General features: G+C 72.5%; 20 protein-coding genes, 1 rRNA gene and 1 riboswitch. Of the genes, 6 read left to right on the top strand and 15 right to left on the bottom strand.

The window, feature by feature from the left end; genetic code table 11:
* The first annotated feature begins 114 nt into the window (after positions 1-114).
* Positions 115-1,392, top strand: a complete 1,278-nt coding sequence (locus ACZ4UX_RS25855; protein ID WP_359806371.1) for an MFS transporter — start codon at positions 115-117, stop codon at positions 1,390-1,392.
* Positions 1,393-1,493: 101 nt separating this feature from the next.
* Positions 1,494-2,027, top strand: a complete 534-nt coding sequence (locus ACZ4UX_RS25850) for an HAD domain-containing protein (RefSeq protein WP_329490884.1) — start codon at positions 1,494-1,496, stop codon at positions 2,025-2,027.
* On the opposite strand, the gene ACZ4UX_RS25845 is transcribed toward ACZ4UX_RS25850, so the two are convergent.
* Both ACZ4UX_RS25845 and ACZ4UX_RS25840 read right to left on the bottom strand, forming a co-directional pair.
* Positions 2,005-2,793, bottom strand: a complete 789-nt coding sequence (locus ACZ4UX_RS25845) for a CPBP family intramembrane glutamic endopeptidase (RefSeq protein WP_329490883.1) — start codon at positions 2,791-2,793, stop codon at positions 2,005-2,007. The two genes, ACZ4UX_RS25850 and ACZ4UX_RS25845, sit on opposite strands and share 23 nt — an antisense overlap.
* A 119-nt stretch (positions 2,794-2,912) precedes the next feature.
* Positions 2,913-4,418, bottom strand: a complete 1,506-nt coding sequence (locus tag ACZ4UX_RS25840) for a glutamate-cysteine ligase family protein (RefSeq protein WP_465708411.1) — start codon at positions 4,416-4,418, stop codon at positions 2,913-2,915.
* A 368-nt stretch (positions 4,419-4,786) separates the two neighbouring features.
* Here ACZ4UX_RS25840 and ACZ4UX_RS25835 point away from each other — a divergent pair, with 368 nt between their 5' ends.
* A complete protein-coding gene (locus tag ACZ4UX_RS25835) occupies positions 4,787-5,359 on the top strand; it encodes a hypothetical protein (protein ID WP_352291810.1) in 573 nt (190 codons plus the stop codon).
* Positions 5,360-5,710: 351 nt separating this feature from the next.
* On the top strand, positions 5,711-5,902 hold the full coding sequence (locus ACZ4UX_RS25830; RefSeq protein WP_329490880.1) for a DUF5999 family protein: 192 nt from the start codon (positions 5,711-5,713) through the stop codon (positions 5,900-5,902).
* A 109-nt stretch (positions 5,903-6,011) separates the two neighbouring features.
* Here the strand turns inward: ACZ4UX_RS25830 and gcvP are convergent, their stop codons facing one another.
* Complete coding sequence (gene gcvP / locus ACZ4UX_RS25825) at positions 6,012-8,912, bottom strand: aminomethyl-transferring glycine dehydrogenase (protein ID WP_465708410.1); 2,901 nt, start codon at positions 8,910-8,912, stop codon at positions 6,012-6,014.
* 239 nt (positions 8,913-9,151) lie between these two features.
* A riboswitch (glycine riboswitch) is annotated at positions 9,152-9,255 on the bottom strand.
* 223 nt (positions 9,256-9,478) lie between these two features.
* Here gcvP and ACZ4UX_RS25820 point away from each other — a divergent pair.
* Together ACZ4UX_RS25820 and ACZ4UX_RS25815 are read left to right on the top strand one after the other, a co-directional pair.
* The gene (locus tag ACZ4UX_RS25820) at positions 9,479-10,768 is read left to right on the top strand and encodes a PRC and DUF2382 domain-containing protein (RefSeq protein WP_465708409.1); all 1,290 of its coding nucleotides are present in this window, start codon (positions 9,479-9,481) and stop codon (positions 10,766-10,768) included.
* Positions 10,769-10,910: 142 nt separating this feature from the next.
* The gene (locus ACZ4UX_RS25815; protein WP_465708408.1) at positions 10,911-12,401 is read left to right on the top strand and encodes an MFS transporter; all 1,491 of its coding nucleotides are present in this window, start codon (positions 10,911-10,913) and stop codon (positions 12,399-12,401) included.
* Positions 12,402-12,554: 153 nt separating this feature from the next.
* Here the strand turns inward: ACZ4UX_RS25815 and ACZ4UX_RS25810 are convergent, their stop codons facing one another.
* The 12 genes from ACZ4UX_RS25810 to rrf form a co-directional block, all read right to left on the bottom strand.
* Positions 12,555-13,970 carry a DNA polymerase IV gene (locus ACZ4UX_RS25810; RefSeq protein WP_352291816.1) on the bottom strand — a complete coding sequence of 472 codons (1,416 nt, stop codon included), beginning with the start codon at positions 13,968-13,970 and terminating at the stop codon, positions 12,555-12,557.
* A gap of 52 nt (positions 13,971-14,022) precedes the next feature.
* Entirely contained in the window at positions 14,023-14,751 is a 729-nt protein-coding gene (locus tag ACZ4UX_RS25805) for a SanA/YdcF family protein (protein WP_465708407.1), read from the bottom strand.
* Positions 14,752-14,876: 125 nt separating this feature from the next.
* Positions 14,877-15,557 (bottom strand): MerR family transcriptional regulator, encoded by a 681-nt coding sequence (locus ACZ4UX_RS25800; RefSeq protein ID WP_329490874.1) that lies wholly within the window; start codon positions 15,555-15,557, stop codon positions 14,877-14,879.
* 265 nt (positions 15,558-15,822) lie between these two features.
* Positions 15,823-16,299 (bottom strand): bifunctional nuclease family protein, encoded by a 477-nt coding sequence (locus tag ACZ4UX_RS25795; RefSeq protein ID WP_329490873.1) that lies wholly within the window; start codon positions 16,297-16,299, stop codon positions 15,823-15,825.
* A 74-nt stretch (positions 16,300-16,373) separates the two neighbouring features.
* The gene (gene ftsR / locus ACZ4UX_RS25790) at positions 16,374-17,144 is read right to left on the bottom strand and encodes a transcriptional regulator FtsR (protein ID WP_465708406.1); all 771 of its coding nucleotides are present in this window, start codon (positions 17,142-17,144) and stop codon (positions 16,374-16,376) included.
* Between the two features lie 104 nt (positions 17,145-17,248).
* Positions 17,249-18,130 (bottom strand): FHA domain-containing protein, encoded by an 882-nt coding sequence (locus tag ACZ4UX_RS25785; protein WP_380392504.1) that lies wholly within the window; start codon positions 18,128-18,130, stop codon positions 17,249-17,251.
* Positions 18,131-18,344: 214 nt separating this feature from the next.
* Positions 18,345-19,193 carry a DUF881 domain-containing protein gene (locus ACZ4UX_RS25780; RefSeq protein WP_465708482.1) on the bottom strand — a complete coding sequence of 283 codons (849 nt, stop codon included), beginning with the start codon at positions 19,191-19,193 and terminating at the stop codon, positions 18,345-18,347.
* Between the two features lie 358 nt (positions 19,194-19,551).
* A complete protein-coding gene (locus tag ACZ4UX_RS25775) occupies positions 19,552-19,884 on the bottom strand; it encodes a small basic family protein (protein WP_030062488.1) in 333 nt (110 codons plus the stop codon).
* Complete coding sequence (locus tag ACZ4UX_RS25770; RefSeq protein WP_465708405.1) at positions 19,881-20,990, bottom strand: DUF881 domain-containing protein; 1,110 nt, start codon at positions 20,988-20,990, stop codon at positions 19,881-19,883. The genes ACZ4UX_RS25775 and ACZ4UX_RS25770 overlap by 4 nt, the downstream gene beginning before the upstream one ends.
* A gap of 160 nt (positions 20,991-21,150) precedes the next feature.
* Entirely contained in the window at positions 21,151-23,646 is a 2,496-nt protein-coding gene (locus tag ACZ4UX_RS25765) for a mannose-1-phosphate guanyltransferase (protein WP_329490871.1), read from the bottom strand.
* A 124-nt stretch (positions 23,647-23,770) separates the two neighbouring features.
* Entirely contained in the window at positions 23,771-24,391 is a 621-nt protein-coding gene (locus tag ACZ4UX_RS25760; RefSeq protein ID WP_329490870.1) for a CDP-alcohol phosphatidyltransferase family protein, read from the bottom strand.
* 98 nt (positions 24,392-24,489) lie between these two features.
* Positions 24,490-24,581 (bottom strand): 5S ribosomal RNA (rrf, locus tag ACZ4UX_RS25755); the annotation flags it as partial.

Raw genomic sequence — 24,581 nt, 5'->3', positions numbered from 1 at the left:
GGGGCACGCCGCGTCCCGGCCGCCCGCCGTGAGGCCCGCACGCCACCTCTCGGCCCCCGCCGTAAGGCCCGAAACCCGGTGGACAGCTGTCACGTCCCCCGGCATAGTCACCAGGTGCAGAGCCAACCCCCACCCCCGCACCGACGCCGCTTCCCCTGGGCCGGCCGCAACTTCCGCATCCAGACCGCCGCCACCGTGGTCAGCGGCCTCGGCAACGCCGGAGCCCCGATCGCCACCGCCTTCGCGGTGATGGCGAGCGGCGGCTCCACCGCCGAGGTCGGCTACGTCACCGCCGCCCGGCTGGTCCCGGTCGTCCTGCTGCTGATGATCGGCGGCGCCCTCGCCGACCGCCTGCCGCGCCACCACGTCATGGTCGCCGCCAACCTGTTCAGCGCCGTCTCCCAGGCGGTCCTGGCCGCGCTGGTCCTGGCCGGCCAGGCGCAGCTCTGGCAGCTGATGCTGCTCTCCGCGGCGGGCGGCGCCGGGCACGCCTTCTACGCCCCCGCCTCCGAGGGCATGATCATGCAGAGCGTGGCCGCGGAGCACGCCGGCCGGGCGTTCTCGGTCTTCCGGCTGGCGCTGAACTCCGCGCAGATCGGCGGCATGGCGCTCGGCGGCGCCCTCACCGCCGCCGTCGGCCCCGGCTGGGTGCTCGCGGTGGACGCCGGCTGCTTCCTGGTCGCCGCGGCCCTGCGGTTCTTCCTGGAGGCCGAGGCCGCCGCCCCCGCCGCGGCCGGCGGCGGCATGCTGCGCGACCTGCGCGAGGGCTGGCAGGAGTTCGCCTCCCGCCGCTGGCTCTGGGTGATCGTGCTCCAGTTCGCCGTGCTGATGGCCTGCATCACCGCCGTGGACGCGGTGTACGGGCCGATCGTCGCCGAGCAGCGGCTGGGCGGCGCCGGCGACTGGGGCCTGGCGCTCGCCGCGCACGGGATCGGCCTGGTGGTGACCGGCCTGCTGATGGTCCGCTGGCAGCCCCGCCGGATCCTGCTGATCGGCAACTGGGGCGTCTTCCTCTTCGGCCTGCCGGCGCTGGCCCTCGCGCTGGCCGCGCCACTGCCGGTACTCGTCGCGGCGATGTTCCTGTCCGGCGCCGGGGTCACCGTGTTCGGCGTCAACTGGATGGTCGCCCTGCAGCAGGAGATCCCCGCCGAGATGTTCTCCCGGGTCTCCGCCTACGACCAGCTGGGCTCGCTCTCGCTGGCCCCGGTCGGCACCGCGCTGGCCGGGCCCGCCGCGGTCGGGCTGGGCCTGACCGGCGCGCTCTGGGCCTGTGCGGCGCTCTGCCTGCTGCTCAGCGCCCTCGTCCTGCTGGAACCGCAGGTCCGCCGGCTCTCCCGGCGCTCCGCTCCGGCCTCCGTCGCACGGCCCGTCGAGCCCGCCACCGTCGGCTGAGCGCCCCCGCGCCCCCCGCGCGCGCCCTCCGCCGGGCAACCACCGGCGTACGCCACTCGTCCGACCGGATGACAGAGACGTCTTGACCTGGGGGGCGCCCGGTGCCGAAGCCACTGCTGTTCCTGGATGTCGACGGGGTGCTCAACCCCGTCTGCCCGAGACCCGAGGCCGGGTTCGACGCGCACACCCTGCTCGGCTACAGCGTCCTGCTCTCCGCCCGGCACGGCGAGTGGCTGCGTGAACTGGCCGACACCTACGAACTGGTCTGGGCCACCACCTGGGAGGAGGAGGCCAACACCCACATCGCCCCGGCGATCGGGCTGCCCCGGCTGCCGGTGGTCCGCTTCGCCGGCTACGTCCCGCAGCCCGGCGACCCGCGGGTACCGCTGATGGAGTTGTTCTCCGCGCACAAGTGGGCCCCCCTGCTGCGGTACGCCGCCGGCCGGCCGTTCGCCTGGACGGACGACGTCATCCCGCCCCGCCTGGTCCGCAACGCCATCTGGCGCCGGGACCGCCTCCTGCTGCCCATCGACCCGGGCCAGGGCCTGGAGCGCCGGCACGTGGACCGGCTGCTGGCCCGCCCGCCGCGCCCCCTGGCCGTCCGCCCGGCGGTCAGCCGGTGGGCAGCCAGCTGACGTGGCCGGCCAGCAGCGCGTACCCGACGAAGGCCACCGTGTCGATCAGCGCGTGCGCCGCCACCAGGGGCATCACCCGCCCCCAGCGCCGGTACAGCAGGCAGAACACCGCGCCCATCACCATGTTCCCGACCAGCCCGCCCACCCCCTGGTACAGGTGGTACGAACCCCGCAGCACCGAGCTGGCCACCAGCGCGGCCGGCCACGACCAGCCCAGTTGCCCGAGCCGGCGCAGCAGGTAGCCGAGGACGACGACCTCCTCCAGGATGGCGTTCTGCCAGGCGGAGGCGACCAGCACCGGGATCCGCCACCAGACGTCGGGCAGTCCGGACGGCGCCACCGTCAGGTTGTAGCCGGCCGCCTGCGAGCCCAGGTAGAGCACCAGCCCGGTGCCGCCGATCGCGGCCGCGACGGCGGCGCCCCGGCCGAGGTCGCGCAGCTTCTGCCCGAGGTCGAACCCGAGCACCCGCAGCGAGGTGCCCTCGCGCACCAGCAGGTAGCCGACCAGCACCACCGGCATCAGCCCGCGCGCGATGTAGTAGACCTGCCAGGCGAGGTCCAGCCAGGGGCGGCCGGGCGCCCGTGAGGAGTTCAGGGTGGCGACCTGCTGGCCGAGCTGGAGCGTCTCGGTCAGCGAGCCCGTGAAGCTGATCAGCGCGCCGACGCCGCTGGCCCCGAGGGAGAGGCCGAGGACGATCAGCAGTTCCACGCCGAGCAGCCGGCGCGTGGGCCGCGCGGTCTCCGGTTGGGTCGGGGCGGTGGTCACGGGGTGCTCCAGCGGTCCGGCGTCGCTCCGGCCGTCGGCCGACCGCCGGAGCGGTCATCCTTCCACAGGGCACTCCCCGTCAGGGCCGGGGAGTGCCCCCGCCACGGGGCCGCCGGGCCCTACCCCACCGGCCAGGTGTGCACGGGCTCGCCGGCCCGCATGTACTCGATGTAGCGCCGGGTCATCGCGGCGAGCGCGGCTGGGCGGTCCATCCCGAACTGCTCGCGCAGCCGGTGGAAGGTGGCGCTCTGCCAGGAGGCTCCGTTGACCCGGCGCAGGCAGCGCTGCTCGATGATGCCGAGGTAGCGGTCCCGGTCGGCCGGCTCCACGCCCCACTCGTCCAGCCCCTGGTAGGCCATCGGCAGCAGCTCGTTCAGCACCAGGTCGACCGCGGGGACGGTGGCCAGGCCCCCACCGCGCCCGGCCCGGCCCTGCCGCGGCCACTGGAACACGGCGTCGACGCCGTACCGGGCGGCCTGCCGGAAGTTCTCGTCGGCCCGCTCGAACGGCAGCCTGGTCCAGATCGGCCGCGACTGCTCCGCGAGCACCCGGACGAGCCCGTAGTAGAAGGCCGCGTTGGCCAGCGTGTCGGCGACGGTCGGACCGGCCGGCAGCGCGCGGTTCTCCACCCGCAGGTGCGGCACGCCGCCACTGACGTCGTACACCGGGCGGTTCCACCGGTAGATGGTGCCGTTGTGCAGCCGCATCTCGGCCAGCCGCGGCACGCCGCCGGAGGCCAGCACCTTCACCGGGTCCTCGTCGTCGCAGATCGGCAGCAGCGCCGGGAAGTACCGCAGGTTCTCCTCGAACAGGTCGGACGCCGAGTCCACCCAGCGCTCGCCGAACCAGGTGATCGGCCGTACGCCCTGCGCCTTGAGTTCGGCCGAACGGGTGTCGCAGGCCTGCTGGAAGAGCACCGGCCTGGTCTCCCGCCACAGCTCCCGTCCGAACAGGAACGGCGAGTTGGCGCCGAGCGCCAGTTGCGGGCCGCAGATCGCCTGGGCCGCGTTCCAGACCGAGGAGAACCGCTCGGGGGTGACCTGGAGGTGCAGTTGCAACGAGGTCGCGGCGGCCTCGGCGACCATGGTGATCGACTCCAGCTGGAGGCGCTCGACGCCCTCGATGTCCAGCGTGATGTCCTCCCCCCGGGCGGCCAGGATCTGGTCGCTGAGCAGGCTGTACCGCTGGTTGTGGGACATCGCGTCCAGCCCGGTGTGATCGTGCTCCAGGGTCGGCAGGATGCCGACCATCACGATCCGCGCGCCGGCCTCGGCGGCCCGCCGGTCGGCGTAGCGCAGCCCGGTGTCGATCTCCTCGCGCAGCTCCTCGAAGACGTGGCCGGCGAGCCGGTGCGGGGCGATGTTGACCTCGATGTTGAACTGGCCCAGCTCGGTCTGGAAGTCACTGGAGCCGATCGAGCTGAGCACCTGCGCGTTGCGCATCACCGGCAGGCCCTGCTCGTCGGCCAGATTGAGCTCGATCTCCAGCCCCATCACGGCGCGCGGCCGGTCGAAGCGGTCCTCTCGCAGCATCCGCTCCAGCGCGTCCTGGCAGGACTGGAGCTTGCGCCGGTACAGCTGCCGGTCCGACAGGTCCGCGCGCGTCGCCACGACCTTCTCGCCCATGGTCCCCTCCTCCTGAGCGGCCGGCCGACCGACCGTGCAAGCATCATGCCCACCCCGAAGATCGATACCCGATCGCTTCGACCGGCTTGCAATGCAAGGGAACTGATGGTCTTTCAGCACATCCGTCGACTTGCCCGGCGCCACCGCCTGTGATAAACAGGTCACCCTGTGCACCTGTTCGATAGAATTCGCACTGCGCCCAAGGCCGGCCCGCTGTCGATCCGAACACCCTCGTCGACGGCAGCGGCGGCGCCCGCACCGCGATCATGCACAACCGGACACGGCCAGGTTCCGTCACCGACGACACACCGCGCCATGCCGGTATGCCGCACTCGCACGCCGATCTCGCACGGAGAGGCGACCCCGCCATGACTCTGCAGACCCCCCAGCCCCCGCCCAGCGCCCTGCGCGCGGTCCTCGCCGCGCTCGACTCGGAGACCGCGCTGCGCCAGCCCGCCGCCGCCGCGCTGCGTCATCCGACCGGCCCGCTGCTGCCCGCGCATCCGCTCGCGGTCCACGTCCTGGACGGGCCCCGCCCCGAGCTCGCCGCCGCCCGGCGGACGGGCTGGCGGTTCCTGATCAAGGACGGCGCCGAGGTGGCGGCCGCGGCCGAGGTGGTCCAGGGCGTCGAGGGCCACGTCTTCTCCCACTTCACCGCCGGGCCGTACCTGGACTCCACCGTCCGGGCACTGCGCCAGGCCTGGCAGCTCGCCCAGACCTCGCGGACCCGACGGCAGCCCCGGCTGCTCACCTTTCCGGGCCAGTACGCCACCGCGCTCTGGCTGCACAGCCCGGACGCCGGCCCCGACGCGGACCAGCTGATCCCGCTGGCCCCGGCCCCGCTCGGCGTCACCGCGCACCGCGCCTACCCGGCGGCGGACCTGCTGCCCGTCCTCACCCGCGCCCCGCTCGCCAGGCCACTGCTGCTCGGCTCCTCCTGAACGCTCCCCCGTCACCCCCGCGCCACCCGTACCCACCCGGACGGGTCATAGGGCATGGCCGAATCGAGTCAGCCGCCCCTTGACCCGTCCGGCGCTCATTCACGTCTGCTGCCACCTGAACGGGTGATCTCTGCCCGGTAGTTGTGGCGCATGTCACGAAATTGCTGCGCGATCGCCCCGGGATGCCGACACTGGGAACCAGCGTGGAAGGACCCCCTGTCCTACCCACTTGAGCGCCGGTCCACACCTGGCCCGGCGCCGGACAGGATCCGACTACCGCGGCGGCTCCCGCCGGTCACCCGGCGGCGCCGCACCACGGGGAGGATCGCCAAGCGAAGCGAGGGTACGCGTATGTGCCAGCACCGTCCTGAGTGCCCGTCGGCGGAGTCCGAGGACCGCGAGGCGGCCGTACCGGTGGCCTGCCACCCGGAGCAGGGCTGGAGCCTGCTCTGCAACGGCGTCCTGGTCTTCGAGGACACCGGCGAACTGCTGCCCGACGGCCGGGTGATCGCCCCGCGCCGCCCCGTCGCACACGCCGCCTGACCGGCCGACGGCGGGGTCGGCCGCCGAGCGACACCGACGACGCAGGACAACGGGCAGGGCCCCGGCGGAGAAGACTCCGCCGGGGCCCTGCCGTACCGCGTCAGTCGGCTCAGGAGCCGTACTCGTCCAGCGGCGGGCAGGAGCAGACCAGGTTGCGGTCGCCGTACGCGCCGTCGATCCGGCTGACCGGCGGCCAGTACTTGTCCGCCGGGTTCACGCCCGCCGGGAAGACGGCCTCCTGGCGCGAGTAGCCGTGCGCCCAGTCACCGGCCAGCGCGCCCGCGGTGTGCGGGGCGTTGCGCAGCGGGTTGTCCTCGGCCGGCCACGCGCCCGAGCCGACCTTGTCGATCTCGGCCCGGATCTCGATCATCGCGTCGCAGAAGCGGTCGATCTCGTGCAGGTCCTCGGACTCGGTCGGCTCGATCATCAGGGTGCCGGCCACCGGGAAGGACATCGTCGGCGCGTGGAACCCGTAGTCGATCAGGCGCTTGGCGATGTCGTCCACCGTCACGCCGGTCTCCTTGGTGAGCGGGCGCAGGTCGATGATGCACTCGTGCGCGACCAGGCCGCCGGGACCGGTGTAGAGCACCGGGAAGTGCGGGGCCAGGCGCTTGGCGATGTAGTTGGCGTTCAGCACCGCCACCTGGGTGGCCCGCTTGAGGCCCTCCCCGCCCATCAGCCGGACGTACGCCCAGGAGATCGGCAGGATGGCGGCCGAGCCCCAGGGGGCGGCCGAGATCGGGCCGACGCCGGTGGCCGGGCCCGCCTCGGACTGCAGCGGGTGGTTCGGCAGGTACGGCGCCAGGTGCGCGCGCACCGCCACCGGGCCGACGCCCGGGCCGCCGCCGCCGTGCGGGATGCAGAAGGTCTTGTGCAGGTTCAGGTGCGAGACGTCCGCGCCGAACTTGCCCGGCTTGGCGAGGCCGACCAGGGCGTTCAGGTTGGCGCCGTCCACGTAGACCTGGCCGCCGGCCTCGTGCACCAGGGCGCAGATGTCGGTGATCTGGGTCTCGTACACGCCGTGGGTGGACGGGTAGGTGACCATCAGCACCGCGAGGTTGTCGCGGTGCTGCTCGATCTTCGCCCGGAGGTCCTCGACGTCCACGTCGCCGTCGACCAGGGTCTTGACCACGACCACGCGCATACCGGCCATCACGGCGGAGGCCGCGTTGGTGCCGTGCGCGGAGGACGGGATCAGGCAGACGTCGCGCTGCGCGTCACCGTTGGCGTGGTGGTAGGCGCGGACGGCCAGCAGACCGGCCAGCTCGCCCTGCGAGCCGGCGTTCGGCTGGATCGAGACGGCGTCGTAGCCGGTGACCTCGACCAGCTGCTGCTCCAGTTGGCGGATCAGGGTGAGGTAGCCCTGGGCCTGGTCGATCGGCGCGAACGGGTGCAGCTGGCCGAACTCCGGCCAGGTCACCGGCTCCATCTCGGTGGTCGCGTTGAGCTTCATGGTGCAGGAGCCCAGCGGGATCATGCCGCGGTCCAGCGCGTAGTCGCGGTCCGACAGGCGGCGCAGGTAGCGCAGCATGGCGGTCTCCGAGCGGTGGCTGTGGAAGACCGGGTGGGTCAGGTACTCGTCCTCGCGCAGCAGCGCGGCCGGCAGCGCCTCGGCGCTCTCCGGGGTCTCGACGCCCTCGACGCCGAACGCGGCCCAGACGCCCGCCAGGTGCTCGCGGGTGGTGGTCTCGTCGGTGGAGACCGAGATCCGGTCCTCGCCGTCCTGGTACACGTTGATGCCGTGGGCGCGGGCGGCCTCGGCGATCGCGGCGGCGCGGCCGGGGACGACCGCGGTGACGGTGTCGAAGAACTCGCCGTGCAGCAGCTCGACGCCGCCGGCCCGCAGGCCCTCGGCGAGGGCGGCGGCGTAGCGGTGGGTACGGCGGGCGATGTCGGCCAGGCCGTCCGGGCCGTGGTAGACGGCGTACATCGAGGCCATCACGGCCAGCAGCACCTGGGCGGTGCAGATGTTGCTGGTGGCCTTCTCGCGGCGGATGTGCTGCTCGCGGGTCTGCAGGGCCAGCCGGTAGGCGCGGTTGCCGTCGGCGTCGACGGAGACGCCGACCAGGCGGCCGGGCAGCGAGCGGGCGTACTCGGCGCGCACCGAGAGGTAGCCGGCGTGCGGGCCGCCGAAGCCCATCGGCACGCCGAAGCGCTGCGAGGTGCCGCAGGCGATGTCGGCGCCGAGCGAGCCCGGGGACTTCAGCAGGGTCAGCGCCAGCAGGTCGGCGGCGACGGCGACGATCGCACCGAGGCCGTGGGCCTGCTCGATCACCGGGGCGAGGTCGCGGACCACACCGGTCGCGCCGGGGTACTGGAGCAGCACGCCGAAGACGCCGCGCTCGGCGATCTCGGCCGGGATGCCGGCGGAGAGGTCGGCGACGACCACCTCGACGCCGGTCGGCTCGGCCCGGGTCCGGATCACCGCGACGGTCTGCGGCAGGGTCTCGACGTCGACCAGGAAGACGCCGCCCTTGACCTTGGTGACACGGCGGGCCAGGGACATCGCCTCGGCGGCCGCGGTGCCCTCGTCCAGCAGCGAGGAGCCGGAGGTGGGCAGACCGGTGAGGTCGGAGACCACGGTCTGGAAGTTGAGCAGCGCCTCCAGGCGGCCCTGCGAGATCTCCGGCTGGTACGGCGTGTACGCGGTGTACCAGGCCGGGTTCTCCAGGACGTTGCGCAGGATCACCGGCGGGGTGAAGGTGCCGTAGTAGCCCAGGCCGATCATCGGCTGGAGGACGGTGTTGCGACCGGCCAGCTCGCGCAGCTCGGCGAGGACCTGGGCCTCGCTGCGGCCGGCGGGCAGGTCCAGCCCGGTGATGGAGCGGATCGCCTCGGGCACGGCGGTGGCGGCGAGCTCGTCCAGCGAGCCGTAGCCTACCTGGGCCAGCATCTTCTCCTGCGCGGCGACGTCGGGGCCGATGTGGCGGTTCTCGAAGGGGCTGGCCTGCTCGAGCTCGGTGAGGGTCACGGGGGTGGTGGTGCGTCCCGCGTTCGGCTGGGCGTTCATGGTGGTCGAGGCCTCCTGGTCACGGACCGGCGGGGGTACGCACGCCGGGCGGCACCGCCGCTGCGGACGACAGCGGACAGGCCTGGGGCGGACGGACCCGACAGGCCTCCCCCTCTGTCATCGGGACCTGAGAGCTTCACCCGCGCGAGGCGCTGTGGCGCCCCGCCGGCTTGCACCGTCGGTGAGGGTGGTGCCGCCGGCTCCCTCGCCGGCAGTCCTGCCCTGCTTTCCAGAGTGACCTATCCCACACGGTACGGATGCCTGAGAGATTCCGGGGAGGAGTTGCTCCTTCGGCGCCCCGACCAGCGACTTCCGCTCTCGGGGACTCTCCCGAGCGGGCTCGGCGGTCGCGCCCAGGGTACCAGCGGCAGGCGCCTCGATCACGGGTGCGTCCTGGCAGGTGAACAGCCGGTCCGTGACCCGGACGGCGCAGCACCGGGCCCGTCCGGCCGCACCCCGGTCGCGCCGGTCCGGTTCATGGCTTTTGGTGTGAAGTGGCGGATGGGACGGGCGGGCCGGCCGCCGGCCTGCGGGCGTTCCGCAGGCGCAACGCACTGGAGGAAAGAGTGCAGACCGATATCGACCCCCGGGACCTCATCGGCCACAAGGCGGTCGACCGCAACGGAGACAAGATCGGCACGGTCGACGAGGTGTACCTGGACGACGCCACCGGGCAGCCCGAATGGGCGGCCGTCCGGACCGGCATCTTCGGCCGGGACGCCTTCGTCCCCCTGACCACGAGCGAGTTCTCCGGCGACGAACTGCGGGTGCCCTACGACAAGTCCCTGGTGAAGGAGTCACCGGACTTCGGCGTGGGCCAGCACCTGTCACCCGCCCAGGAGCTCCAGCTCTACCGCTACTACGGGCTGGACACCCAGGTGGACGGCCGGCCGTCGGCCGGCGACGGCTCCGGCTCCGAGCCGGCCGACCTCGACTTCGGCAGCGTGCCGGCCGCCGCCCCGGCGGCAGCGGCGGGCACCGCCGCGGTGGCGGGCGTCGCCGCGGCGAAGCCCGCCGACCAGTCGGCCCCGGCGGCCCCGGCGGCCCCGGCGAAGCCGCTCGCCTTCCACTCGGCCGACAGCATGGCCCCGCCCCTCACCGTCCCCCCGGCCGCCGACCTCGGCAAGCCGTCCGAACCTGCTACGGAGCCCAACGTGCGGACCCTCGACACCACCGCGCCCGCCACCCCGTCGGCGCCCGTCGCACCGGAGCAGCGCCCGCCGGCGGCCCCGCTCGTCACGGGCGGCCCCGACGGCGCCGAGGTGGCGGCCCCCCGGGCCGCCACCTCCGGCACCCCGGCGCCCGACCGCGCGGGCGCGGCCTCGTCGGCGCCGAACGCGCCGGTGGAGATCACCTGCCGTGAGGAACGGCTGGACATCACCACCGAGTGGCATGTCGTGGGCACCGCGAAGCTGCGCAAGTACGTGACCAGCGAGGCGGTGGAGCGCCGGGTGCCGGTGGTCCGCGAGCGGGTCCGGGTGGAGCGGACGCCGGTCGGCGAGGCGGAGCGGGCCTCGTTGAGCGACAAGGACATCGCCGAGGCGGTGGAGGAGGTCACGCTGCGCGAGGAGCGGCCGGTGGTTCGCAAGTACCTGGCGCCGATCGAGCGGGTCCGCCTGGTCGTCGAGCGCTACACCGACGAGGAGGTGATCCGGGACGAGCTGCGGCGCGAGCACGTCGAGGTCCACGACAACACCGCGGCCGCCCCGACCCCGGGCGCCTCGTCCAACCACACCCCGTCCGCCACTCCCGACGGCGCCGCCGGGCGCCCGGGCGGCGGCGAACACGCGGGCACCGGAGGGCACTTGGGCGCCGGCGAGCCGTCCCGGCCGGCCCCGCTGAGGCCGCTCGCCTGACGGTCCGACCCAGGGACCCCGGACCTCCACGGTCCGGGGTCCTTCGACTTTGCCAAAGCTTCACCGATCGATATTTGACACACTGAAGTATCTCCCGGCATGGTTGCTTCAGTTCATTCACTATGTACGGGAGGAAGCAACCGTGAGTGAGGCACCACAGCCCACCACCGCGGCCGAGAAGCAGAGCAGCGCCCGGGTCCTGCCGGCCCTCATCCTGGCGATGCTGTCGTTCAGCGTGGTGCAGACCGCGGTCGTTCCGATCCTGCCCTCGCTGGCCAAGGAGCTCGACGTCTCGGGCTCCAGCATCACCTGGCTGATGACGGCCAACCTGCTCTCGGCCGCCGTGCTGACCCCCCTGCTGGGCCGCTTCGGCGACCTGCGCGGTCGCAAGCCGATGCTGCTGATCTCGCTGGCCGGTCTCGTCGCGGGCTCGGCGCTCGCCGTCAGCACCCACTCCTTCACCTGGCTGGTCGTCGCCCGCGTCCTCCAGGGCGCCGGCGGTGGCGTGCTGCCGCTCGCCATCAGCATCGTCCGCGACGAGCTGCCGAAGCAGAAGGTCACCGGTGGCGTCGCCGCCATCAGCGCCTCGATGGGCGTCGGCAGCGGCCTCGGCCTGGTCGCCACCGGCCTGCTGCTGGAGCACTGGAGCTACAAGTCGATCTTCTGGATGGGCCTGTTCTTCGGCCTGCTCGCGGTCGCCCTGGTCGCCTTCCGGGTGCCCAGCGACCCGGTGACCGACAAGGAGGGCGGCGCCGACCCGCTCGGCGCGATCACCCTGGCCGGCTGGCTCTCCGCCCTGCTGGTCGCGGTCAGCCAGGGCAACACCTGGGGCTGGACCTCCACCAAGACGCTCGGCCTGTTCGCCGTCGCCGCCGTGATCGCCCTGATCTGGGGCGTCATCGAGGTCAAGGTCAAGCACCCGCTGGTCGACATGAAGATGATGTCCCGCCCGGCCGTCGCCTTCACCAACCTGGCCGGCCTGCTGATCGGCTTCGGCATGTACGGCTCGTTCATGGTGATCAGCAACTTCGCCCAGACCCCGGAGAAGCTCACCCACTACGGGTTCACCGCGACCGTGCTGCACGCCGGTGTCATGCTGCTGCCGTCCGCGCTCGGCTCGATGGTCGCCGCCCCGGTCGGCGCCCTGCTGATCGCCCGTCGCGGCCCGCGCCTGCCGCTGGTCCTCGGTGGCGTCCTCGGCGCCGTCGCGATGGCCTACCTGGCCGTCCGCCACAGCCACGAGGCCGACATCTACACCGCCTCGGCGATCTTCGGTCTCGGCATCGGCCTCGCCTTCTCGGCGATGCCGGCCTACATCAACGGCGCCGTCCCGGTCGAGCAGAGCGGCATCGCCAACGGCATGAACGCCGTGCTGCGCACCGTCGGTGGCGCGATCGGCACCGCCGTGATGGCCGCGATCCTCACCGGCGACACCATGAAGCTGCCGATCCCGGTCTCGCTGCCCACCCTGGACGCCTACAAGCACGCGTTCTGGGTGGCCGCCGCGGTCTGCGCGATCGCCGGTGCCGTCCCCTTCCTGATCCGCGGCGTCAAGCCCTCCGTCACCGTCGCCGGTGGCAAGGGTGCGGCGGACCTCAGCCCCAGCCCCGAGCTGGTCAAGACCGACGCCTGACGAGGCGTCCACCCCCCGCGCCCAGGGACAGGGCGCGGGGGACCGGTCCCCGAACGGTCGACGAGGGCATCGCGACCGCCCGAGGGCCGGCCGTGCACGCGGCTCCACCCGGCCCCCCTGCCGGGTGGGGCCGCTTCGTGCGTTCCAGGGTGGTCAGCCCACCGCCGGTTCACCGCCGCCCGCCCCGGCCGACGGCCCGTCCTCGTCGCCGCGCAGCGGCAGCGGACGGGCCGGCTCCAACGCCGGGTCCTCCACCGCGAAGGTCCGCACCCGGCCCGGTCCGCTCCACGGCGTCTCGAACCGCACCGTCACCCGGCCGACCCCGCTGCCCTGCACCCACCCCGGGCCGAGTTCGGCGTGCCGCACGTCCTGGCCCGGCATCCAGTGCCGCGCCACGACCACCGCGGGCTCCGGGGCCTCGTCCTCCTGGGCGTCGGCCTCGACCGCCCCCGGCTCCCCCGCCTCCTCCCGGACGGCCTGCGCGAAGAGGTCCTCCTGGGTGTAGTCCGCCAGCTGCGAGACCCCGACCCCGAGCAGCCGGACGCCGCCGGTGATGTCCACCTGGGAGGCCAGCCGGCGGGCCGTCTCGACGATCACCGTCTCGTCGTCCGTCGGACCGCGCAGGGTCTCCGAGCGGGTCAGCGTGGAGAAGTCGAACCGCCGCACCTTCAGCACCACCGTGCGCCCCGACCGTCCGGCGGCGCGCAGCCGCCGCACGCACCGCGCGGCCAGGACGTCGACCTCGCGCAGCACCCGGTCCCGGTCGGCGAGGTCCACCTCGAAGGTGTCCTCCACCGACACCGACTTGGCGTCCTGGTCGGCCACCACCGGCCGGTCGTCCAGCCCCAGCGACATCTGGTGGACACCGGCGCCGTGCGCCCTGCCCAGCAGCTGCACCAGCTCGGACTCCCCCGCCTCGGCGAGGTCGGCCACCGTGTTCAGCCCCGCCCGGCGCAGGACCTGCTCGGTGGCCGGGCCGACGCCCGGCAGCGCCCGCACCGGCATCGGGCCCAGCACCACCCGCTCCTGGCCCGGCTCGACCAGCACCAGGCCGTCCGGCTTGGCCTGCTCCGAAGCGATCTTGGCCATCAGCTTGGACCCGGCCGCCCCGACCGAGGCGGTCAGCCCGGTGCGCCGGTGGATGTCCGCCCGGAGGTCCTCCGCGAGGGCCGTCACCAGGTGCTCCCCCGTCCCGTGGTCCGCCGCCAGCAGCGCCGGGCCGTACGGGCCCGCCTCCAGGTCGACGAAGGCCTCGTCCAGGCTGAGCGGCTGCACCAGGGGCGACAGCTCCCGCAGCAGACCCATGACCAGCTCGCTCACCGCCCGGTAGGCCTCGAACCGCCCGGACAGGAAGGCCGCGTTCGGGCAGAGCCGGCGCGCCTGCGCCATCGGCATCGCCGAGTGCACCCCGAACTTCCGCGCCTCGTACGAGGCCGTGGAGACGACCCCCCGGCCGCCCAGGCCGCCGACGATCACCGGCTTCCCGCGCAGGCTCGGCTTGGCCGCCTGCTCCACCGCCGCGAAGAAGGCGTCCATGTCGAGGTGGATGATGCTCGGCAGTGACCGCACCCGCCGATCATGCCGCACGGGTCCGACAGCGCGGCCGAACCCCGCCGCCGCCTCAGCCCCGCGCGGCCCCCGCGTCGGCCAGCGCCTCCGGGATGCCCTCCTCCCGGGGCCCGAGGAAGATCGGGTCCGGCCGCAGCCAGGCGTTCAGCAGCGCCTTGCCGGCCCCCGGGATCTCCCGCAGCCCGCCGTACAGCCAGGTGGCGTCGTGCAGCTCCGGCACCCCGACCGCGTACGCGTCGATGCCCGCCGCCTCACAGAGCGCCAGCGCCCGCCGGACGTGGAAGTCCTGGCTGACCAGGACCGCCCGGTCCACCCCGAACACCCGGTGCGCCCGGGTGCAGGAGTCCCAGGTGTCGAAGCCCGCGTAGTCGCCCACCACCCGCACCTGCGGCACCCCGTGCTCGATCAGGTACTGCCGCATCGCGTCCGTCTCGTCGTAACCGGCCCGCCCGTTGTCACCGGTGACCAGGATCGCCTGGACCTTCCGCTCCCGGTACAGGTCGACCGCCGCGTCCAGCCGGTGCGTCAGGTACGGCGACGGCCTGCCCTCGAAGAGCCCGGCGCCGAACACCACCGCCACCGGCGCGTTCGGCGCGCTCCGCACGGTGCCGACCCGGTCGCCCGCCGAGACCCACAGCCAGGCGCTCGGTGCCAGGGCCAGCGAGCAGAGCACGGTGACGAGTTGGAAGATCCTGCGCTGGGTGCGCCGCTGCCGCAGCCGGACGCCGAGCCGCCGCGCCCGTCGCCGCAGCAGGCCGGGTATGCCGGAGCCGAACCGCACGTGCCCTCCCTGGGTCGATGATCCACCGGGCACGACGAGGCCGTGGGCCCGGACGGTTCCCCGTCCGGGCCCACGGCCTCGTGATTCTGCGGCGCCGGGACTACCCGGCCCCCTGCTCCCGCGGCTCAGACCGCCCGGTTGCGCCGCTGCGCCAGCTCGTCCCCCGGGTCGTGGCCGACCACGGTCTCGCCGGTGTCGGTCCGCTCCGCGTGCAGGCGGCCGAGGGCCAGCTCCAGCTCCTGCCAGACGGCGCCGACGGCGATGCCGAAGACCCCCTGACCGCCCTTCAGCAGGTCGACCACCTGCTGCGGTGTGGTGCATTCGTACACGGTCGCGCCGTCACTCATCAGCGTCAGCCCGGTCAGGTCGCCGGCCTCGGCGGACTGCAGATGGGCGACCGCCACCCGGATGTTCTGCAGGGACACACCCGCGTCCAGCAGCCGCTTGACGATCTTCAGCAGCAGGATGTCGCGGAAGCTGTAGAGCCGCTGGCTGCTCGCCGGATAGACCGAGCGGACGCTGGGTTCCAGCAGCCCCGTCCTGGCCCAGTAGTCCAGCTGGCGGTAGGTGATCCCGGCCGCCGCACAGGCCGTCGGGCCGCGGTAGCCGATCAGCTCGGAGGTGGGGGCCGGCCGCTCGGAGGCGGGCGCGAGCCGCTCGATGGCCGGCTGGCCCGGCTGGACGGCCGGGAACCGGCCCACCCGGGGCAGGTCCGTCCGGGGCAGTTCAGCCACGCTGCGGGCGGCGCGCGGCATGTGCACGGTGCACAGGCCTCCCACGGCCGCTTCATCGCCGGTGCCGGTCATGCCTACCTCCGTCCACTCGTCCTGCGGGCAACCCAGACTGCGGGCGACAGGCACCCGGGCAGCCACTCCTGACGGTAGGCAGTCCCCTATGACCCGTCAACGATCGCCACGCCGGGCAGGACAAACAGCGTCACTCAGGAGAGTGGTTTTTCGTGCCCCTAGTGTGGGTAGGTGGACGCTATTTGGCAAAACGGGCGAACGAATTCGGCAAGACGGCCACGGCCTGCCCTACCGACGCTCCGCGCCGGGTCCGTACCACTGCGGACTACTGCGGCGTGCCGCCGCCGAAGTCCTCCGGAGAGACCTGGTCGAGGAACTCGCGGAACTTCTCGACCTCGTCCTCCTGCTCGTCCGGGATCGCGATGCCCGCCTCGGCGAGCACCTCCTCGCTCCCGTAGATCGGCGTACCGGTCCGCAGGGCGAGGGCTATCGCGTCGGACGGCCGGGCACTGACCTCGACCCCGCCCGTGAAGACCAGCTCGGCGTAGAACACGCCCTCGCGCAGGTCGGTGATCCGTACCTCGGTGAGCTGCTGGCCGAGCGCCTCCAGGACGTCCTTGAAGAGGTCGTGCGTCAGCGGACGCACCGGCGTCATGCCCTGCTGGGCGAAGGCGATCGCGGTCGCCTCGCCGGGACCGATCCAGATCGGCAGGTACCGATCGCCCCCGACCTCCCGAAGCAGCACGATCGGCTGGTTGGAAGGCATCTCCACCCGGACACCCACGACGTCGAGCTCATTCACACACGCAACCCTATGGCCCTCGCCCCGGATATGAAAGCGCAGAGCCGACAGCGCTGGTCAGCGGGGTCGGCGCGTCACGAGCGGGCCCGCAGACCGGCCTGCACCATGGCGGCGTGCAGCCGGACGGAGAGGGTCGCCAGCTCCCGCGCCGTGGCCTCGGCGTGCGCCCGGGTCTGCGGGTTGCGGTGCCGGCGCAGGGGCGCCACCACCTGCTCCACCAGGGCGATCTCGCGGTCGGCGGCGGCCTTCATGGCCCGCAGGTGGCGCGGCTCCAGCCCGTACCGGCCCAGTTCCGCGACCAACCGGGCCACCTGCAGCGCCTCGCCGTCGTAGCCGCCGTCCGATCCGGCCGCGACCAGCCCGTAGGACTCCCACTCCACCAGCTCGCCCTCACCGGCCTCGGCGGCGGCCAGCAGCTCGGCCCGGCCCAGCCGGACCCCGACCGAGGCCTCGGCGGCCGCCACCAGCTCGCGGTCCGCCTCCTCCATCGGCCCGGGGCGGGCCTCCGCGGCGGGCAACGCCGGTGGGGCCTCGCCGCGCTCGATAGCGTCCAGGTGTTCGCGGATCACCCGCAGCGGCAGGTAGTGGTCACGCTGCATCCGCAGCACGTAGGCCAGCCGCTCGACGTCGGCCGGGCTGAACTTGCGGTACCCCGACGGCGTGCGCTGCGGCTCGACCAGGCCCTCGGCCTCCAGGAACCTGATCTTCGAGATGGTGACCTCGGGGAAGTCGTCCCGCAGGAAGGTCAGCACCGCGCCGATGCTCAGCAGCTCGTCGCCGCCGCGCCGTCGGCCGCCCCCGGCGGGCCGGTCCGGACGGACCGGCTGCCTGGGGGCCGCGACCACCCCCCGCGCGCCCTGGTCCGGCAGCGGACCGGACGACGCGGGGTTGGCCGCCCCGAGAGATGAAGGAGGGTTCGCGCTCACTCGGGCTCCTGCCGACGTTGGTTTCAGTACCCCCGGTGGTGACTGGCGAAGAACACCAGCCGGTACTTCCCGATCTGCACCTCGTCGCCGTTGTTCAGCGGCACCTCGTCGATCCGCTCACGGTTGACGTACGTCCCGTTCAGGCTGCCGACGTCGGCGACGGTGAAGCCGCCTCCCGGCGTCCGGCGGAACTCCACGTGCTTGCGCGAGACGGTCACGTCGTCCAGGAAGATGTCGCCCTGCGGGTGACGCCCGGCCGTGGTCTTGTCCGAGTCCAGCAGGAACCGGCTGCCCGAGTTCGGACCGCGCTGGACGATCAGCAGCGCTGAGCCCGGCGGCAGCGCGTCGATCGCCGACAGCACCTCCGCCGACAGGGCCGGCGTACCGGTGCCGGTGGTGGTGTTGGGGTCGTAGGACTCCAGGCCGGAGATCGAGATGGTCGACGTGGTCTCCGCCGGCCCCTCGGGCAGCGCGCCCCCGCGCAGCGCCGTACCGCAGTTGGAACAGAAGCGGGCCGCGGCCGGGTTCTGGTTGCCGCACCTGGGGCACGGAGTGGGGCCAGCCATGTTCACAGCCTCCTGGCGCGGCACACCCGACGGGTTGTGCCCGGCGTACGGGTCCGGGGCAAACCCTCCACCAGAGGTTGAGGGTCCTGACGGGAAACCTATGCGCGGGGCGCCGGAGGGGTCAACCGACGCGCCGTAGCCCGCCTGATTGCCCGCGTACTGCGCGTCGCCACCGTCCCGGAACATCGGACGCTCGGCGTACTGGCCGCCCTCGGGAGCGGGACGCATGCCCGGCACGGCGGGCTCTTCGTCGGCCCGGCGGTGACGCGCGGTGGGTGCCTCCACGGCAGCCGCGTCACGGCCCTTGTTACGACCGAACAACTTCGAGAAGAAACTCACGGGCGAATCCCCTTGCGTGTGACAGACCCGCCCGCGGGGCAGGGTGAGAACCTCGGACAGGCTGCGGGCCCGGTCGCGGATCGGGCCTGCTGGAGTGGTACTCCGACGTGTGATGTTCCGGCTTGTGCTGGTGCGGACCAGTCTCGCCCACCCGACGGCGGTACCCCGCACCGGGGGGTACCGGCAGATGACGGACCGTTCGGCAGGTACCTCGTCACTTCGGAGCCGGCTTGGCGTACTGCGGCGTCTTCAGGTCGAGGAGGGCGTCGACGAGCACCTTCTGCTGCGGGGAGATGGTCGCGCGGGCCTGATGACTCTCAAGAGTACGGACCACACCTCCCGGAATGTTCAGTGCGGGTGTGAGGTCCTGCGGGTTCCCCACCACGGTGAACCGGTAGGGCTGCGAGACCTTCTTCCCGTCGATCTGCACACCGCCGCCGGACACGTCCGTGAAGTAGGTGTTGACCACCACGCGCACATCGTTGATCTGAATCGCCTCCGCCCCCGCCGCTCGGAGTTCCTGCAGGGTGTCCAGCAGCATATCCGCCTTCACCTGCCCTTGGGGATCATCGACCGTCAGTACGATGCCCGGACCAGTGGCTTTGACGGTCCCGGCGAGCACGCCGAGCTCCGTCACCTTCTTCCTGGTCTGCTCCTGGGCCTCCTTGGCCTGGTTGGAGCTGTTCTCCAACGTGGCCAGGGACTGCTCCAACTCCGCCTTCTCCTGCTGGAGACGCTGCTGGCGGCCGTCCAGTTCGTCGAGGATCCGGACGAGGTCCTCCTGGCGGGCACCGCGCAGCTGGCTGTGGTGGTCGTTGGTGGAGCGGACCTGGATCGCCAGGGCGAGGCCGAGCGAGAACAGCAGCACCGCGACCACCAGCTGCCCGCGGGAGAGCCGCGGGGGCCAGAGAGCCGCCTTCATCCGCCGCCGGCCCGCGTTGCGCTCGTCGGGGGCCTTCCCGGGCTCCGTCGCCGCCTCGGGAGCGGGCTCCGGCGTGGGAGCGGGCTCGGGCTCCAGGACCGGCTCCGGCTCGGGCAGCGGGGCGCTGACGGGCTCAGGCACCGCCTCCTCGCGGGCCTGCGCCGGCTCTTCGGCCTCGGCGTCCGCCTCCGTGCCGGCTTCGGGCGCGGCTGCCACCGGCCGCCGCGCATCCGCCGCCCGGGGCGCCGGTTCGACGGCGTCCTCGCCGCCCTGGGCCGGGGCCCCCGGCCGCACCTCGGGCGCAGGCTTCACCTGTTCGGCGGGCTCGGGCGGCGCGTTCTCCGCCGCCGGAGCCGCCCCCCGCTCCCCGTTCCCGCCCTCGCGCGCGCCGTCGCCCGCCCGCGCGACCGCCTTCTCGACCACCTTGTCGACAGCCTTCTCGGTCGTCTTCTCGGTTGTCTTCTCGGTCCGATTCTCGTCCGCCGGCTCCCGGCCGGGCTCAGGCGCGGAAGACATGGCGCCTGATCGCAGCGGCGTTGGAGAAGATGCGGATGCCGAGGACGACGACCACACCGGTGGACAGCTGGGAGCCGACACCGAGCTGGTCCCCGAGGAAGACGATCAGGGCCGCCACCACCACGTTGGACAGGAACGACACGATGAACACCTTGTCGTTGAAGATGCCGTCCAGCATCGCCCGGACGCCGCCGAACACCGCGTCCAGTGCCGCCACCACCGCGATGGGCAGGTACGGCACGACGGCATCGGGCACCTCGGGTTGGACGAAGAGCCCGACGACCACCCCGATCACAAGACCCAGTACGGCAATCACGGTCTGGCTGCTCCTGTCCCTGCGGGGGGCGCCCCGGTCGTGGGCGCGGTGGGCGAGTGGGCTGTCGTGGTCTTGGCGGAGCCGCTCGGCGAGCGCTTCCCCGGGGGCGAGGTGCTCGGGGTGGCCGGCCGTGAGGTCCCCGCGGACGGGCTCTGCGACCCCGTGTCCGAGGCCGTGGGGCTCGGGGAGGCCGCAGCGGGTGCGGAGGGGCTTGCCGACGGCGACGGCTCCGGCGTGGCCGGCTGGGCGGTCCGCAGCGTGATGCCCACGGCGGCGGGCAGCGTGAGCTTCTTCTGGGCGGAGATCGTCGACTTGATGCCGTACTTCTCCTGCAGCAGCCGCAGGTACTGACCCGCCATGTTGCTCTCGAAGGTGGCGACCAGCTTCGACCCGTCCCCCAACGCCTGGACGTTGTAGGGCGGCACCAGCGGCCGGTTGTCGACCAGGACGGCCTCACCGGCGGCGCGGATCGCGGAGAGCGCGGTGAGCCGCTGCCCGTTGATCGACACGGCCTCGGCGCCGGACTCCCAGAGCCCGTTCACCACCAGTTGCAGATCGCGGTCGCGCAGCCGTCCGCTGTTCGAGAAGCCCTGGCCCGCGCGCGGGTCGACGTTCCCCCCGGCGCCGGTGCCGGAGGCGTCCTCCAGGACCAGCTTGACGCCCGGCCCGGTCACCTCGGCCAGACCCACCGCACCGGCCAGCGCGGCCGGGTCGCTGTCGCCCGGCGACAGTGCCTGCTGCTGGGTGGTGTCGACCTTCCGCCGCAGCTCCTGGACCTGCTGCTGGAGCCGCTCCGCCGAGCCGTTGCTGTCGTTGATCCGGTGGATCAGCGCATCGCGCTCCTTGGCGAGCGTCGGCTCGGCCTTGTGCGCGTTCACGGCGCCCACCGTCACCACCGCCCCGACCAGGGCCAGCCCGAGACCCAGCGTGAGCAGGCCGCGGGCCGTACCGGGTATCCGGCTGTCGCGGTCACCGCCCCGCGCCGCGGCCGCCTCGGCGTAACCCTCGTCCAGGCTGTGGTCCATCACGCCGGTCAGCAGGGACATCGAGGCGTCCGGACGGTTGTACCGTCCGTCACTGGCACTCGGCGTCGGCGTCGCTGGCATGCGGACCATCGTCCCATGTCCGCGGAGGGGTCCGTGCACACCCCCTGACCTGCGAAGTCACCAGAAGCGACGGATCGTTACCAAGCATGACAAACCGGGCAGCGGGGGCGCGGCACTCGCCGCACCCCCGCTGCCCGGCCATGTCATGGCGGCCCGGTCGTCAGCGCCCGGCGCCGTCGACCACCGTCGCCCACTCGTCCAGCAGCGCCTCGGTCGCCTCGTCGTCCGGACCCTCCGCCCAGAGGTGGGTGACCGCCTCGGCGGGATCGGGCAGCACGAGCGTCCAGCGGCCGTCCGCCTCGACCACCCGGACACCGTCCGTGGTGTCGAGCTGCCGGTTGCCGGCCGCCTCCACCACCGAACGCATGACCATGCCCTTGGCCGCCCACGGCGTCGCGATGTCCCGTCGGCGGATGTGCGCCTGCGGGATCCGCGCGTCGATCTGGCTGAGCGTGAGCTGGGTGCGGGCCACCAGCCCGACCAGGCGGACGAACGCGGCCGCGCCGTCCAGCACACCGCTGAACTCGGGAACGACGAAACCGCCGCGCCCGTCGCCACCGAAGACCGTGCCTTCGGCCGAGGCCGCCTTGGCCAGGTCGTCCGGCGTGGTCGTGGTCCAGACGACCTGTGTGCCGTGGTAGGCGGCGACCTGCTCGGCGATCCTGGTGGTCGTCACGGGCAGCGCCACCTGCCCGCTCCGGCGCTCGGCCGCGACCAGGTCGAGCAGCACCAGGAGCGCCCGGTCGTCGTCGATCACCCGGCCCAGCTCGTCCACGAAGGCCACCCGCTCGCCGACGGGGTCGAACCGGACGCCGAACGCCGCCCGCGAGGAGGCCACCAGCTCGCCGAGCCTGGCCAGCCCCGCCCGCCGTTCCTCGGCGTCCTCGGTCGGCCGTGCCTCGTCCAGCCCGCTGGAGACGGTGAGCGCCTCCACGCCGAGCCGACCCAGGATGCTCGGCAGCACGAGCCCGGCACTGCCGTGCGCCGTGTCCACCACCACCTTCAGCCCCGCCTCGCGGACGCCGGTGGTGTCCACCGCCCGCAGCAGATTGCCGGCGTAGGAGTCGAAGACGCTGGACGGGAAGGTCAGGTCGCCGATCTCGCCCGGGAACGCGCGCCGGTACTCCTGGCGGGCGTAGACCCGGTCGAGCTTGCGCTGCCCGGCCTGGGAGAGGTCGGCTCCGCGCTCGTCGAAGAACAGGATGTCCAGCGAGTCCGGCACCCCGGGCGTGGTCCGCAGGAAGATCCCGCCGGCACTCCCGCGGGCCGTGTGCTGCCGAGCCACCGGCATCGGCACGTTCTCCAGGTCGCGGACGTCGATCGCGCTGGTCTGCAACCCCGAGATCATCGCCCGCTTGAGGGCACGCGCACCACGCGAGTGGTCACGCGCGATGGTGACGGTCGCCCCCTTCTTCAGGGTCGTCGCGTACGCACCGGCCAGCCGGACGGCCAGCTCCGGTGTGATCTCGACGTTGAGGATGCCCGACACGCCGCGCAGCCCGAAGAGGTGCTCCTGACCGCGGGACTCCCAGATCACCGAGGTGTTGACGACGGCGCCGGCCTCGATGGTCTTGAACGGGTAGACCCGGACGTTGGCGCCGATGATCGACTCCTCGCCGACCAGGCACTCGTCGCCGATCACCGCCCCGTCCTCGATCCGCGCGGCCCGCATCACATCGGTGTTCTTGCCGACCACGCAGCCCCGCAGGTTGCTCTGCGGCCCGACGTAGACGTTGTCGTGGATCACCGCCTTGTGCAGGAACGCGCCGCGCTTGACGACCACGTTGCTGCCGAGCACGGTGTGCTCGCGGATCTCCACGCCGGCCTCGACCTTGGCGTAGTCCCCGATGTAGAGCGGACCGCGGAGCACCGCCTCGGGGTCGACCTCGGCCCCTTCCGCCACCCAGACGCCCGGCGAGATCTCGAACCCGTCGAGCTCGACGTCGACCTTGCCCTCCAGGACGTCCGCCTGGGCCTTGCCGTAGCTCTCGTGGGTGCCGACGTCCTCCCAGTAGCCCTCGGCCACGTAGCCGTAGACCCGCTTGCCCTCCTTCAGCAACTGCGGGAACACATCGCTCGACCAGTCGACGGACTCACCCGCCGCCACGTAGTCGAAGACCTCGGGCTCCATGACGTAGATACCGGTGTTGACCGTGTCCGAGAAGACCTGCCCCCAGGTCGGCTTCTCCAGGAAGCGCTCGACCCGGCCCTCGTCATCGGTGATCGTGATGCCGAACTCCAGAGGGTTCGGTACCCGGGTGAGACAGACGGTGACCAGAGCGTCCTTGCTCCGGTGGTACTCGATCAATTCGGTGAGATTGAAGTCGGTCAGTGCGTCACCGGAGATCACCAGAAAGGAATCGTCCTTCAGGGCGTCCTCGGCGTTCTTGACACTCCCCGCAGTGCCGAGTGGCGTCTCCTCGTTCGCATACGTGAGATGCATACCCAACTCTTCGCCGTCACCGAAGTAGTTCTTCACCAGTGAGGCGAGGAACTGTACGGTCACGACGGTGTCGGAGAGGCCATGCCGCTTCAGCAGCCGAAGCACGTGCTCCATGATCGGCCTGTTGGCGACCGGTAGCAGCGGCTTGGGCATGCTGGAGGTCATCGGGCGGAGTCGGGTGCCTTCGCCCCCTGCCATTACAACGGCTTTCATTACGGGTGCGTCCTCCTTCGCGGTGGTGGACCCTGCAGGTCCATCAAACCGTTCCAGAGGGTGTCTACCCGGAAGATTTCGTCCGACGCACCGTGGTGGCGTGGGACTTCTCTCAGATCACGTCTCAGACTGCGGACGCGGAGGAGGCGGAGCCCGCCCGGATGATCTGTCGCGCCTGGACGGCGTAGAGAATGCCGGCCCACCAGTACAGCGTGGTCCCCCACCAGATGAAGGCCCAGCTGACGGCCTCGGCCGGCCGCGCGATCCAGGTGTCGCCGGTGCCGAGCAACAGGAGCGGGAACGCGTACATCAGATTGAATGTCGCGGCCTTGCCCAGGAAACTCACCTGCAACGGGCCGTAGCCGTGCCGGTTCAGAATCGGAAGGAGACTCGCGATAAAGAGCTCACGCGCGATCAGGATCGCCGTGAGCCACCACGGCAGGATCTCACGCCAGGTCAGACCCAGCAGGGTGGAGAGGACGTAGAGCCGGTCCGCCAGCGGATCGAGCAGCTGGCCGACCCGGCTGATCTGCCCCCACCTGCGGGCGAGCTTTCCGTCCAGGTAGTCACTGATGCCGCTCAGCATCAGGATCAGCAGCGCCCAGCCGTCGTTGTTCGGCCCGTCGAACACCGGCCAGAGGATCAACCAGAGGAAGAGCGGAACACCGACCAGCCGGCCCATGCTCAGCAGGTTGGGGATGGTGAGGACGCGATCGGTCTGGACCCGCGTCTCCTGGACCTCCACCCGGGGGCCTCCTGTACCGTGTGACGACTTCTGCATGCTGACCCTACAACAGAGAAGCCCCCGTCCGGTTCCCCGGCGGGGGCTTCTCTAGAAGAATTGTTCGGCGGCGTCCTACTCTCCCACAGGGTCCCCCCTGCAGTACCATCGGCGCTGTGAGGCTTAGCTTCCGGGTTCGGAATGTAACCGGGCG

The sequence above is a fragment of the Kitasatospora sp. NPDC028961 genome, assembly GCF_055564815.1.
Note: the sequence above shows the minus strand (reverse complement) of the source record. Positions and strands in the feature narration are given on the sequence as shown.